Annotated in this window: 10 protein-coding genes; 4 read left to right on the forward strand and 6 right to left on the reverse strand. The window is 44.5% G+C overall.

Annotated features, from left to right (window positions below; all coding sequences use genetic code 11):
- Positions 1-81: 81 nt before the first annotated feature.
- From H4O21_RS09125 to H4O21_RS09135, 3 genes are read left to right on the forward strand one after another with little or no spacing between them, the layout of a single operon-like run.
- The gene (locus H4O21_RS09125) at positions 82-819 is read left to right on the forward strand and encodes a substrate-binding periplasmic protein (protein ID WP_182808551.1); all 738 of its coding nucleotides are present in this window, start codon (positions 82-84) and stop codon (positions 817-819) included.
- 15 nt (positions 820-834) lie between these two features.
- Positions 835-1,593, forward strand: coding sequence for a substrate-binding periplasmic protein (locus H4O21_RS09130; protein WP_182808552.1), 759 nt, complete (start codon positions 835-837; stop codon positions 1,591-1,593).
- Between the two features lie 5 nt (positions 1,594-1,598).
- Positions 1,599-2,939, forward strand: a complete 1,341-nt coding sequence (locus H4O21_RS09135; RefSeq protein WP_182808553.1) for a diguanylate cyclase — start codon at positions 1,599-1,601, stop codon at positions 2,937-2,939.
- A 69-nt stretch (positions 2,940-3,008) separates the two neighbouring features.
- Here the strand turns inward: H4O21_RS09135 and H4O21_RS09140 are convergent, their stop codons facing one another.
- From H4O21_RS09140 to H4O21_RS09165, 6 genes are all read right to left on the reverse strand, one after another.
- Positions 3,009-3,812 carry an ABC transporter substrate-binding protein gene (locus tag H4O21_RS09140; protein ID WP_182808554.1) on the reverse strand — a complete coding sequence of 268 codons (804 nt, stop codon included), beginning with the start codon at positions 3,810-3,812 and terminating at the stop codon, positions 3,009-3,011.
- Positions 3,813-4,153: 341 nt separating this feature from the next.
- Positions 4,154-5,422 (reverse strand): SLC13 family permease, encoded by a 1,269-nt coding sequence (locus H4O21_RS09145; RefSeq protein WP_182808555.1) that lies wholly within the window; start codon positions 5,420-5,422, stop codon positions 4,154-4,156.
- 269 nt (positions 5,423-5,691) lie between these two features.
- Positions 5,692-6,600 (reverse strand): NAD(P)-dependent oxidoreductase, encoded by a 909-nt coding sequence (locus H4O21_RS09150; protein WP_182808556.1) that lies wholly within the window; start codon positions 6,598-6,600, stop codon positions 5,692-5,694.
- Positions 6,601-6,885: 285 nt separating this feature from the next.
- The gene (locus H4O21_RS09155) at positions 6,886-10,011 is read right to left on the reverse strand and encodes an efflux RND transporter permease subunit (RefSeq protein ID WP_182808557.1); all 3,126 of its coding nucleotides are present in this window, start codon (positions 10,009-10,011) and stop codon (positions 6,886-6,888) included.
- Entirely contained in the window at positions 10,008-11,210 is a 1,203-nt protein-coding gene (locus H4O21_RS09160; protein ID WP_182808558.1) for an efflux RND transporter periplasmic adaptor subunit, read from the reverse strand. The genes H4O21_RS09155 and H4O21_RS09160 overlap by 4 nt, the downstream gene beginning before the upstream one ends.
- A 66-nt stretch (positions 11,211-11,276) precedes the next feature.
- Positions 11,277-12,674, reverse strand: coding sequence for a TolC family protein (locus tag H4O21_RS09165; protein WP_182808559.1), 1,398 nt, complete (start codon positions 12,672-12,674; stop codon positions 11,277-11,279).
- A gap of 732 nt (positions 12,675-13,406) precedes the next feature.
- Between H4O21_RS09165 and H4O21_RS09170 the strand changes: the two genes are divergently transcribed.
- Positions 13,407-14,696: a cyclic di-GMP phosphodiesterase gene (locus H4O21_RS09170; protein ID WP_182808560.1), complete on the forward strand. Its 1,290-nt coding sequence runs from the start codon at positions 13,407-13,409 to the stop codon at positions 14,694-14,696.
- The last annotated feature ends 15 nt before the right edge of the window (positions 14,697-14,711 follow it).

Below are 14,711 nucleotides of genomic sequence, written 5' to 3' on the forward strand. Positions count from 1 at the left end.
GAAATACTTAAAGCCAGGATAGCTCACCAGACAGCTTTGGTGATTTTTTATTTAAAGGATACCTATGTTCAGGAGGACACGTTGAAGAAAGCTTTTCTGTCTGCTTTGTTAGTGATAACAGGTATGTTTGCTAATCAGATTCAGGCCCAGACATTTAAGGTCGGGGTGCTGGCTGCTCAGGTTATGGGGTTCAGAGATGGGAAAAACGCTCTGAAAGGCTTTGAAGTTGAGCTGGCGCAGGAAATTTGTAAACAAATCAACATTTCATGTGAAATAAGATTACAATCGTTATCAGAAAACCTGAGAGATATAAAAGAAGGCGATCTGAGTTTTATCCTGTCATCTGTACTGATAACGGAAGAACGGCAAAAACAATTTCTTTTTTCACAGCATTATATGCGTTCAGCATCTGTGTATATTGGTTTGCCATCACAACCCGAACACAGAAAGCTGAAGATTGCTGTCGTTCGACACTCTATGCAGGAAGCATATCTCCGACAAAAAAAAGCTGATACAGTAAATACAATTATATTTGATGACATTACGGACACATACGTCGCATTAAAAAAAGGCGAAGTTGATCAAATCCTGGGGCCTGCAGTTATACAGCTGGCTTTTATATCAGAGCACCAGGGAGACGAGTTTGAGCTATTAGGTGAACCACTCAGAGAACATAATCTGGGTGGAAAAGTGGCTGTAGTTCTGCCAAAGGGAAGTGAAAGGCTACAGGAAGATGTTAACCATGCGTTAACTCAGATCCTTACAAATGGCAGTTATAATCTGCTCAATAATAAATATTTCCCTTTCAGTGTATACTGACTTGAGAGCAACGCTATGCAAAAACTTCGTGTACTGATTTGTTCGCTACTGATATCTTTCAGTTTTAGTCTCCATGCGACCGATTATTATCGCATTGGTGTAACCACATCCTTTCAGCCTTTTAATTATCAGGATAAGGAAGGAAAGTTTACAGGATTTAACATTGATATAGCAAAACAGCTTTGCTCAGAAATGAGAGCTGAGTGTGAGTTTGTTGCGATGAAATTCCCGGAAATTATACCGGCTCTGGAAAAGGGAGAGATTGATTTCTCACCCAGTAACTTCCTGTATACGGCTGAACGTGCACGAAAAGTCAATTTCAGCATTAAATACTATCGTTCTACAACCAGTCTGATTGGTAGTGTAAAAGATGCTCTGGAAGATCCTGAAAATTTGCTGACAGATAAAGCGAAAATAGTTGCAGTACAAAAAGATTCTGTTCAGCATCGTTTCCTGATCAAACATGGCTCGGTGAATATACAGGCTATTCCTTCCATTGGTACAGGCCTGAAGCTGCTCAGAGAAAATAAGGTAGATTACCTGATTGCCCCTACGCTGTTCACACTTCACTATTTACAGAAGCCAGAAAATCATAATCTTGATTTCATCGGTGAGCCAATCGATGGTAAAGAGTTATCCGGTACAGTACATATTGCAATCAGTAAAAAGCAGCCTGAACTGAAACATGAAATGGATCAGGCTATCACAAGGATGGTGGATAATGGTCATCTAAGAGCGATTATCAACCAGTATTTTCCGTTTGATGTCTATTAACTTTTATGACTGAAAAGTACCCCAGTATTAAACAGCTTCTGGGACGGCTGGCAACCTTGCTTGCTGTGTCTTTTGCTCTGCTGTTCACTGCTATTTTTGCTTTAAGCAATCATGCCGCTAAACTCGCTGAAAAAAGCGAGCAGGAGCTGTTGCCCAGTATTCATGAGCACCAGAGAGCTGCTTTGAATCTGGAAAGACTAGAGCGCATGGGAGACCTGGTGGCATACGGCGGAGATATATCGTTGATCAGGAAGAATGCATTGTCAGCACAGGTTCTGGCGTTTCAACCTTCTTTTGATTTTAATGAAGCGACTCGTCGCTCCGTCAGGAAGTCCTATTTGCTGATTAAGCAGCTGCGTGTCAGCCGCCAGCGCCTTTTACTGATGCAGAAAACAGATTCAGAGAATCCCGAAATAAAACAGTTACTGGATCTGGAAGATAAGCTCCAGATGCAATGGCATGAAGAAAAGCAGGGTATGTTTGAGCTACAGAATCAGATTATCAGTGCAGCTACCCGCCTGCAAACAGAAAGTCTTCAGCAAATATCCCTGACTCAGAAGCAAATCCTGATTGTAGGCGGGTGTGGAGTAACAGCATTGTTAATTGTTCTGGCCTCCATTGGCTGGCAGATGGTGAAGCACCTGATTCGTCCTATCAGTCATGCCAGCCATGCCATGCTGGCTATTGAGTCAGGCCAGGAATATCAACTGGAAAAGACGCGGTATGAAGAAACATCACTGATCTATCATGCTGTAGATCGGCTTTCTACTACCGTCCAGACACTACATGACCTGGCCACTACAGATGAAATGACACAGTGTTATAACAGGCGTCATTTTGTTAACCTGGCCAGTGAGATGCTGGATCAAGCGCAGGAAAATGACCAGCCCTTATCGATTGTAATGCTGGATATTGATCATTTTAAGAAAGTTAACGACCAGTATGGGCATGCCACAGGGGATACTACGCTAAAATATTTTGCACTCTGGCTAAAAGAAAATCTGCCTGATAATGGTCATGCCGGACGCTTAGGTGGTGAAGAGTTTGCTTTACTTCTCCCCGGTCTCAGTGAGTCAGAGGCGACGGATTTATCAGAAACAATACGTAAGAGCATTGCCAGCCAATCCCAGGACTGCGCGGATATCCCAGGCATAACAGTCAGCATGGGAGTAAAAGGCAGAGTTGGAAAACAGGATGCTATTGATGGATTACTTTCTAAAGCAGATAAGGCACTTTATCTGGCTAAAGCCTGTGGCCGGAATCAGGTTATCTCATACAGTACTCTGAAATCAGATCAGGTGGTGACAGATGATTATCGGCGCTCACCGGTTAGCAGCGTTAGCTGAGTCTGCCTGTGAGTGGAGATGACAACTTTAGTTTTACAGGGTTGTTTCAACCTGTTTGTGGCAGCTCTGTTATTCTTTCCAGCTAACTTGCTCAGAAATATCAGTTGGTAACTTAATATTCCAGCGCCTTAACTCTGAGCGTGAGAAGATATATTCACCTCGTGAAGGTGTTCTGATCAAAGGCATGACAAACTTTTTATTTGCCAGGAACTGATTAACAATTGTGGCCGCTTCCTCTCCTTGTACCTCTCCTGACATTACCAGTCCTCCAATGGCCATTCCTTTTTCAATGCCATAGTGCCAGAGTGAAAATACAGGGATTTCAGAGTGCTTTCCGGTCCACTCTCCAACTACACTCACATCGACAGGCTGATTGTTTTCGTCTGTCATGCGTGCATAATTGCCTATCATGATTAAATCATAGCCCTGCATATGGGCCTCTTTTATACGAGACTTCCATTCAGAAAACTGACTGGTTAGCACAACATCTGCCTCAACCCAGCCAATCTTATTATGTTTCTGATTATGGAATGAGGTTTCAAGAATAGCTTCAGACGTAGCACCACCATCCATCAATAGCAGCACTTTTCTTACATCCGGGTTTACCCTCATCAGACTGGTGACGGCTATTTTAACAGGCGGCCTCTCCAGAACCCCCGACACTCGATCATCCAGGTTCAGGTAATAACGCGGATTAGAATTAATGCCCAGAAATACAATTGGAAAACCTGCAGCCCAGGCTCCTGGGCCAACATATTTCAGAGCGTTGTCATCAGCGAGAACAACAACTCCGGGCTTTTTCTTCTTTATTTGTGAAAGGGCCAGATCAGCCTGAAGGATGAATTCACTTTTCGGAAGCCTTTTGGTATCCATCTGAAAGTCTTCCAGACTATCTGTTGTCAATGCCCTTTTAAAGGCCTGGAAATAAGTCTGAAGCCATGGATAATCGTAGTGATAGCTATGAACAAAAAAACATCCAGTGCTAATAACCTTCCGGAAAGACATAACCCTGTCAGAAGCAGAATAACCTTAACCAAAGCACATCCCTCTCTTAAGAATTGCTCATAGCAGCGTACAGCTTTTACGACCCTAAGTTTGAGAATAGCAGTAAATTCAAAAGACTACTTCAAATAAATTACCATGAATTCTCCGACATCTCATGACATAAACAACAAGCACACTCAGCCTCAGATCAGCTATAGCGACAGAATAGATCAGCGCAACCCGACTCCGACCAGAATGGGTAAAATAGCGACGCTGAGCAACGAGCCAACTCTGATCATCTCTTTCTGTGGAATAAAACCACTGCCGAAGACAATGGCATTGGGGGGGGTTGCCACCGGTAATGTGAAAGCACAAGAGGCCCCCACCGCAATGAGTACCGCCAGTGAACTGCTTTCCAGACCAATGCTCTCAGAGAGAGGCAAAAAGATCGGTAGTAATAGCGCTGCACTGGCAGTATTACTGGCTACTGCTGTCAGCACCATCACAAAGACAATCAGGCAGATCACAAACAACAAAACCGGAGTATCCTGAATAAGGCTGATTATTACCCCTGCAATCATTGCACTGGCGCCTGATACCGATAACACAGCGCTCAGAGTTAAGCCTCCTCCAAACAGCAATAAGATGCCCCAATCTGTTTGCTCATTAAGTTCTTTCCATTCCAATAATCTCAAACCGGCCAGCAAAATAATCGCTGAAACAGCGATCAAAGCATCAATGCTACCATTAATATCCAGCATAACAGCCAGAGGTTTACTGAAGATCCAGCCTGCAACAGTCAATAGAAAAACGGCTATCGTCATGACCTGCGGTAAAGTAAGCGGATCGCTGGCACTCAAATCTTCTGTGACTGCAACAGGGTGTTGCAAATCAGGTTTACAACATAACCGCAGAACCAGAATCATCACAGGCATCAGAATCACAACAACAGGCAAGGCGACCAGCATCCATTCGGTAAAACTCATACCTATAGCAGCCGCTGCAATTGCATTAGGGGGACTTCCGACAAGAGTACCAATACCGCCAATGTTGGCAGAAAATGCGATGCCCAGCAGAAAATAGATATAAGTCTTTCGATGCTCAGCGGAGTCCAGTGCAGACAACACTCCCAGGGTCAACGGTAGCATCATTGCAGCTGTTGCCGTATTAGAGATCCACATGGACAGAGCTGCCGTTGCTATGAAAATCAAGGTTGCAGCTTTGCTTAGCTTGCCTCTGGAGATGTGAAGAATGTAGCGCGCAATCCTTCCATCCAATCGCTGTTTATGCAAGGCAGCTGATAATGCGAAACCACCCAGAAAAATAAAAATAATAGGATTAGCAAAAGCAGCAAAAGCCTGTTTGACATCAAAAATGCCACTCAATATAGCCAGTACAGGTACCAGCAGAGCTGTCAGACTGACATGAATCCACTCTGTAACCCATAAGGCAGCTATCAACAATAAAATAAGGCAGCCAAGACTCGCTGGATCCAGCATGATATATCCTTTTAAAAGCAAAGTATTTGCACAACCAGGGCCTTAACCCTAAAAAATGAGTGGATTTTACCGAAAGATCTGTGTCAGAACAGTGATATTTTTTATTAATAACGATGAAAGCAGTAACGATATGTTTCTTCCTATCCTTACTGAGTCATAACTGGCAGCCAGCAGCGAAACAAAAGCCTCAGACTATATCTTATCCCAGTCCATACAGAAAAATATCAAAAGCCTTCTGTTTCGCTAAGCACGGGTATACAGAATGAAGATCAGTATAAATGATCCCCTCCAAGCTCTATATCCAGAATATCAGCCAGAACTTGTTTAATGGCATCATCGGCCTGAGTTGGTGCTGCAATATGAGGCGTGACAATAATATTGGACTGATACCAGAATGGGTGTTCCTCTGGTAAAGGCTCATGTTCAAAAACATCCAGTAACGCGCCTTTCAGGTGCCTTGTCTGTAGCTGCAAAAGAAGCGCATGTTCATCAAATACGCTCCCCCTTCCAGAGCTGATCACTACAGCATCCCTGGGGAGTCTCATCAGACGGTCAGCATTCAGTATATGAAAAGTATCTTCTGTTGCTGGTAGCAGGTTGATCAAAAAGTGGCTCTGTGAGATGAAGCCATTCAGAGATTCAATACCTGATGACTGAGGAAAAGAGAGATCCGTTTTCTCCGTCCGGCTCCAGCCAGCAACGGTATATCCCATGCCATAAAGCTGCTGGCCGACAAAGCGACCGATTGGCCCTAACCCCAGAATGCCAATTCTTTTTTCTCTCAGGTCACGAGTATTTTCTGGTTTCCAGTGATGATGCTCCTGATGAGTCCGATAACGGTCAAAATGCCGTCCAAAGTGCAGTATGCCGTACAGTACATACTCAAGCATCCACTGCCCCATACCAGCATCTCGTAGTTTATATAAAGGGGTATCCTTCGGGAGATCTGGCAAACACTCAAGGGCATCAATACCAGCCCCCAGATTAAAAATCGCAACCAGTTTTTTCTGCTGAATAAACAGACTGTTCTCTGGTTTCCAGACCAGAGCATACTCAGCTTGCCAATCCGTCCCACTTACCTCCTGCCAGAGACGTATATCAGCGTATGGGCAGTATTTTTTTAATGATTTGAGATATGGCTCCTGATCAGTTTCAGGGGTGGCAAGTAAAATTCTCATATATCAGAATCCTTCTGGCACAAAGTGCACTCACGGCAAATCCATCCCAGAATTCACCATGGAAAATAACAGAACAGAACTCCCTCTTACCTGTTCCGTTTATGCCGGGCTCCGAGCATAAGGCATTTGATAAAAACATTTCCAGGCCGAAAATATCAGCTTTTATCAGATACCTGGTCCGATATGTTCGGATCTTATATCTTATTGATAAATATATCTTTCAAGATATTTATAAAACTCTTACGACATTTTTGCCAGTAAAAAGCTGTAAATAAGAATTATTTTTTACTCACCCAACTCATTAGCGACACCTGAAATATGTTTGTTTTTCCAGCCAGGGTTTTTGAGATCCTCCAGAATCAGATAATTAACAGGAACCAGAATCAGAGTAATGAAAGTGGCAAACAAGATACCAAATCCCAGGGAAACTGCCATAGGTATCAGGAACTGAGCCTGAGTGGATTTTTCAAACAGCAGAGGCATCAGACCAATAAAGGTTGTCATAGAGGTCAGCATAACCGGCCTGAAACGCGATGGGGCTGCGATCAGCAAGGCTTTATAAAGGCTATAGCCTGCTTTACGCCTTTGCTGGTTAATAAAGTCCACCAGTACCAGGCTATCATTAACAACCACACCGACCAGAGCCAGTAATCCCATCAGGCTCATAATCGTTAACGGCATCCCCATGATCCAGTGCCCTACTACAGCACCAATAGCACCAAATGGAATCACTGACATCACAATCAGTGGTTGAACATAGCTGCCAAAAGGGATTGCCAGCAGAGCATAAATAGTTGCCAGCACCAGCATCAGCCCTAATTGAAGAGAGCCGAAAGAATCTCTCTGCTCTTTTGCTTCTCCTTCAAAGCTATAGTCAACGGCAGGAAACTGACGGGTGGTATTTTGCAGAAACTCACTCAGCTCCTGATTCATCAAAGTAACATTGACAGCCTCTTTGTTCATATCAGATGTCACATTCACTGTTCGAGAACCATCAATCCGATAAATCGCGGATGGACTTTTCGCAGGTTTCAGTACTGCCAGGTGATGAAGGGGAATCCCCTTACCTTCTGTTCCGGTAATTTCCATATCAAGCAGAGCTGTCAGCGAGGTTCTTTCCTCATAAGGCAATCGAAGAATCACTTTAATCTCCTCTCTGCCACGCTGAATTCGCTCTACTTCAATGCCAAGATAAGCCTGTTGAATCTGACGAACCAGAGTATCTCTGCTCAGACCAAGCTGATAAGCCTGCTCTTTCAATTCAATACGCAGCTCTTCCTTGCCATCAGACAGGTTGTCCGCAACATCAAATAACCCCGGATAAGTCGATAGCTTCTCTCTGACCAGCCCGGTAACCTGCTCCAGCTGGTGAAGATCATTTCCGGATAGCTGTATATCGACAGGATCACTACTTCGACCGATTTCAGCACGAAAAGCAATGGACTCAGCACCGGGAATATCACCAATCAGACTTCGCCACTCACGCACCAGCTGTACTGTCGTAATATCCGTTGTTCGTTCTTCAGCCGGAGTAATTTCAAAGCGGACCCGGCCAGTCTCTGAGCTGCCACCAGCCCCTCCGGTTGTCGAGAAAATATGTCGAATGACACTGCTCCCGGTCTTTGAATCAGAATATTTCTCCTGCAACTTTCTGGCCTGTTCCGTTATATGCAGTACGTATCTATCGGTTACCTCAAATGCTGTTCCAGCAGGCATTGTTAATGTTACCCGAGCTGTTTCACTGGGAACTTTAGGAAAAAAGGTAAACTTCATCCAGCCTGTCGACAGCAGGCTTACCAGAATCACCATTAACCCGATAGCTCCGGCTAATACGGTATATCGGTATTTCAGCGCCAGTTTCAGGATGGGTCGATAATACTTCAGAATGGCACTTTCAAATCCATCCGCGAAACGGGTCTGAAAACGCTCAAAAACACCTGATTTACGATCAGACCTTAGCCTCATATTTTTCAGATGCGCAGGTAAAACAAATTTAGATTCCACCAGAGATAACAGCAATACAGGGATGACAACCGCCGGAATCTGCAGAAACATAGCGCCGCGATGCCCTTCGATAAAGGCAAGGGGTAAAAAAGCAACAATGGTTGTCAGCACTCCGAAGGTGACAGGTACGGCCACTTCCTGCGTGCCGTGAATTGCAGCATGTAATCCTGAGGAACCATTTCTGGCATGACGGTAAATATTTTCTCCGGTTACAATCGCATCATCGACAACAATACCCAGTACCAGAATAAAGCCAAACAGACTGATGATATTCAGACTTATTCCCAGAAATGGCAGAACAATAAACGCGCCCATAAAACTGACAGGAATACCGATAAACACCCAGAATGCGATAGCAGGCCTCAGAAAAAGAGCCAGTAAGGCCAGCACCAGCACACCACCCTGAGCTGCATTTTCCAGCAATGTATTCAGGCGCTTCTTAACCACTTCGGAATCATCATCCCAGTAGCTTAGCTGAATACCTTCAGGCATCTGTCCTTGTTGTTGCTCCAGATACTCTTTTACTGCATCCGCTACCGAAATAGCGCTCTCCTGGCCGATTCGATACACATCAATCATCGCTGCAGGCTTGCCATCAAACCGGGTTCTTAACGCAGTTTCCTCAAAACCATCGTGGATAGTGGCAATATCTTTCAGATAAAGCACTCCGGCTGATTCGGATGATTTAATAGCGATATTGCCAAAGTCAGTCTGGCTGTAGGCCTGCCCACGGGAGATTAACAGCACGTCATTTCCGCGGGTTTTCAGGTTACCTGCTGAGAGGTCTGCTGAATCACTGGCAATAATGTCTGCGACCCGGGACAATGTCAGCCCGTACTCCTTCAGTTTTTGCTGTGAGATTTCGATCGCCACTTCGTAGTTGCGTACACCATCCAACTCCACCTGAGAAACCTCAGGCAGCTGCAACAGATCATCTCTTACTTTCTCTGCAACCTGACGAATTTCTGCCTCAGAAATATCTCCGGCAACGGTCACCGCAATCACTTCAGAGCGACGCTTGGCCAGAGAAATAACCGGCCGGTCTGCTGCAACCGGTAAATTACTGATGCCATCTACACGATTTTTTATATCAGACAGCAACTCTTTGGCATCGTAATCGCTATCAACATCGACATAGAAATTTACCCGACCTTCAACAGAACGATTAACGATACGCTCAATACCTTCAAGATCATCTATCGCCTGCTCAATAACAACCGCAACCCCCTGCTCCATATCCCCGGGGCTGGCTCCTCTCATGGTGACAGTAATATTAACCACATCGAACTCAATGGATGGAAAAACCTCCAACGGAACTTTAGTGTTCAGAGAGAAAATACCTGTGATGAAAATTGCAATCATCAGCAGGTTTGCAGCGACATGATTACGGGTAAACCATGCAATCATTGGCTTACCTCCGCAGCGGTCTGGGTGTCACGCTGATTTTTATTGACTTCATCAGAGGTGAGAGATTTATCTGTCTGAACCCTGGTGCCTGACACTACCTGCCCCAGAGGCGTCGTAATCAGTTCATCTCCTTCCTGAAGGCCCTGTTGAATAATACTGACGTCATCATCCCGCCACAGGACGCTGATCTTCTGACGTTTCAACTTTTGATTCTCAGCGAGATAGACATAACTCCCCTGATAGATACTGGTGTTAGGTACAACCAGGACCTGGTCTAACACCCGTCCTTTTATCCGTACCCGGATATAACGTCCCGGCCGCATCTGATATTTAAGGTTGTCATCCTCGTCAAATTCAACATGGCCAATGGTAATCAACTGCAGCGTCTCTGTGTCCAGGGCATCTTCAGTACGTGTCAGATAGCCGGTATTTTTCTGGTCAGTCATTTCCATCCCCCCTTGCTCATAAGCCAGGGTAAACTCTGCGCCTTTGTCACCATTCACTGGCAGATCCACAAAAGGCAACTCTCTTTCATTCAGAGCAATACGTAATTCATAGCCCAATTCAGCTCTCAGCTCACCCAGAACATTGCCCTGAGAAACCGGCTGACCAATATTTATAGCCTGATTAAGAACGATTGCATCAAATGGCGCTCGAATATAAGTTCTTTCCAGATCGTTTTCGACTTTCTGAACTTTAACCTGTTCAGATTTCACTCTGGCTTTTGCTGCAATCAATTGAGGCTTTCTTAATACCCGGTCACTGGGGCTATCCTTACGACCAGACAAACGCCACGCCTGCGCAGCATCTTCTACTCTGGCTTTCTCTTCATCCAGGGCCTGAACAGCTTCTGTAAGTGCAGCCCGAGCAATCAGCAAATCATTTTTCAGATCCGTCTGATCCAGTCTGAGCAGCAGATCATCTTTTTTTACCCTACCCCCGGAACGGAATAACGGATTAATGTAAAGGACTTCACCGGATACCCGAGCAATCAGCTGAGTCGATGTCTGAGCCTGAACTCTGGCCAGACGGTCAAAAGTCACCTGATAATTCTGTCTGTGCAATGTCAGACTTTGTACCTTGATACCCACCGGTTCAGGTGGTCGGAACTGCCCTTTTTCCGGAGGGTTCTGCATAATGTACCAGGCCAGCGCAACCATTGAAGCCAGAACAATAACAGGCTGTATTTTTTTAAACATAAAACAGATGATCCTTAACCTGGTTCTAATCAGACCCTGAGAGAATATAGAAAGACGTAAGCATTATCAGAATGCACTTTTTTCAACAGGGATGGGCAAAATAGCGCCTCCCATTAAACGATAAAGCTCGATACGATTACTGGTACGCTGATAAAGTAGTTCCAGAGCAATCGCTTCTGCTTCCAGCATACTTTTCTGTACATACAACAATTCCTGAAGAGAGATTAATCCGGCCTGAAATTTTCTCAGCTCCGATTCTGTTTGTTCTCTTTTAACCTGCAAAACCTGCAAAGACTTTTTATAACGCTGAAGAATCCGCTGGTGCTGCAACAGATTGTTTTCAGTATCAGCCAGACGGTTAAATAGCAAAGAAGAGTAAAACTGGATTAACCGGGTATTTTCACTATCACTCTGAATACTGAGCTTTTCCTGCAGACGCTGCCAGTTCAGACCCTTTTCTATATCAGGATTCATTATTATTTTCGGAAAACGACTTCTGATATGTTCAGCAGCAATACTGTCCTGCTGTAATACTGCCAGCCAGGCGTTATTCAGATCTGATGATCGGGCCAGGTAAGCCGAATGCAACTGTTTTTCCGGAATATCTGCCAGAGAAAACGTTGCGAATTGAATACGAGCAACAGGAGTATCGGAGTCATCTGTAAAGCCTGCCTGTCGGAACAGGTCTGCTTTGGCTTTATCTCGAACAGAGCGCTGCCGATTAACTTCTTCATCAAATGCCAGAGCCTCATTCCGGAAGGCTGACAGAGCGCTCATATCAATCTGCTGTTGCTGATATTTCTGCTCGATCACTTTCAGAGCATTACTCATAGTGTTCTGACGTCGCTGATAAAGCTCAAGCAATTTTTGCTGGTAGTGTAACCGATACCAGAAGGTCGTCAGATCAACGGCCAGTTGGTGCGTAAGGTGGGCAAATTCACTTTTCCTGAGAGCATACTGTAAATTAGCTGTCCGGGACTCTGACGTTAGTTGTTGCCAGTCGACACCAGAGAAAGGGAGTACACCCGGATCATTAATAGCCCGCACTGTATCTGGTTCAGTTGTAACACCTGAAAATAAGACAGGATAATACGAATAGCCGCTTTCCAGAACATTTCGGGCCGCAAACTCAACTGCGGCTGCTTTTTCGGAAAGCTCTGCGTTATTTTCAAAGGCATATCGTATAAAACCAATCAGATCACTATCAGCAAAATCATAAAGCCATCGTGTCTGACTGGCAGATGCCAGGGGGTGAGAAACAGATAATGAGATGATTGAAGATTGACTCTCTGGACGGTCAGAAACCTGAGATATTATAGCTAAACGATCATCGGTCTTCGGTACAATAGCTGGACTCTCAGACGTTACCTGCTGACCATCATGTGAGGAGCAGCCAGTCTGAAACATGATTAGCAGGGTGCATAATCCGGTTAACAGAAGCTGCAGAAATCGTGTAGTTGACACACATACTCTCACTATACAGATTTAACAAATGCAGAATCCGGTTATCTGATACCACGATCTACCGATACACATCATAAATGACTTACATACCCGGTCGATAGCAAATTTACATAATTTTTACCTGTCATTGGTTCCGGATAGCCAGAAATATGGGCAAACGCCTTACCTGAATAATACCTTTTATATACCTGAAAAGGGTGTTCCGATACATTTCTGTTATTGTATAAAAAACAGAGTGGCGTCTATAGAAGCACTTTTCGTCCGGTAAGCTCAGAATACCTGATAAATCGGGGCTCCGCTCATAGACTTCAATATTTCAGAACAGTTCCTCGCACTGATCAGAATTATCTGAATAAACAAATAGTCACAGCGCACTTATTTAATCATCAGAATAAATAATAAGTTGATATAAAACTCGCATAGAAAGAAATATATTACATAGCGGAGGTATTTTAAAAATATAATATTGCAAAAACACGTACTGATCTGACAAAATGTTACAAAATAAAATATAAGAAATTGTAAATACTATATATTCGTGTAATCTACATGTCTTAATATGAAGATGGTTCTGAATAAAGCCTGAACTTCTGACCAGCTCCGATATGGCAACTACTGCTCAGCCTGATTTCATCGGCGTCTGGAATTAAGCATGTGATAAAAAAAGTAATTCAGTGCACGACCAATTAACTCAGATGAGACAACAGGGAAGGCCTTAGGCCAGGTTTGTTTATGCGAAAACAAATATCAGTAGAAAATGTTCGTATCGGCATGCATGTTGTAGAGCTGGATATAAACTGGATCAAGTCCCCCTTCTGGCGAAGGGAGTTTATCGTTAAAACAGAACAGGAAATACAGCTACTGCGTGAGTTCTGTAAAACAGTCTATATTGATATTATGGAATCCACGCCATCCTCTCTTGCCCATTTACGCAGAAGAGCACCGGCTCCGGATAAATCTGTCCGACAACCTAATCAGAATACTTCTTCAGAGAAAGAGTCTCCGCGGGAAAGACAATCCAGTCACGATACGTCCTCTGAAAGAGAAGTCCCCCTGGAAAAAAGAAGTGGCCTGATTGCAGTGCCGGAACTGCTCAGTCGAAAAGAACTGCAAAAAATTGAAAGCCACATTGCGGTTTGTGTCAATGAGGTCAAGGAAGTATTCACCCGCATCAGCAATGGCGATACCGTCAGCTGTGAAAAACTAAACAATGCCGTTAAACGTCTGACAGATGATGCCCTGAATGATGCCGGATCTTTGCTTCTGCTGTCCCGTTTAAAAGAGAAAGAACTCTCACTGGCTGAAAAATCCGTGAATGTTTGCATTCTGACAATTGCATTTTCGCAATATCTTCAGCTGGATAAACACAGCACCCATGTACTGGGTCTGGGAGCTTTACTGCATGACGTCGGTATGCTGAAAGTTCCGGATTATCTGTTGAATCATCAGGGGCCTTTGAACAAAGCTCAGAGGCAAGCCATTGAGTATCATGTTATTGAAGGGATGAGTTTTGTTGGTTTGCATCATGAGTTGTCGGGTATTCGGGAATTGAGGGATATTATCGGTAGCCATCATGAGCGTTATGATGGCTCAGGTTACCCTAAAGGACTTAAAGGCGATAAAATCCCTTACCTTGCACAAATTCTGGGCATTACCAGCACCTATGAAGCGATGACGCGGGAGCGTTTTTACAGCGGTGCGTCCAGCCCGACCCAGGCGTTATCCCGCATGTACAGCTGGAGAGCGAAGCTGTTTGATGCTCAGCTGGTTCAGCAGTTTATTAAAGCATTAGGCGTCTACCCACCAGGTTGTATGGTTGAGCTGGCAGATAGCCAGGTTGCTGTTGTTACAGCAATCAACCCGGAAAACAGAACCCGGCCGGTTATTCGTATTCTGACCGGCCCACCATCATCAGAGAGTAGCTATGCTGATGAGATGAATCTTATGACGCCAGAACTGGCCCATGTCAAAATATCACGCACACTGGAAGACAGCGATCTGGCGCGTCTGAATATTGCGTAACCCCCCTTAGCTTCC

Origin of the sequence: Oceanospirillum sediminis, assembly GCF_014164585.1 — a bacterium.
Lineage (GTDB): Bacteria > Pseudomonadota > Gammaproteobacteria > Pseudomonadales > Halomonadaceae > Oceanospirillum > Oceanospirillum sediminis.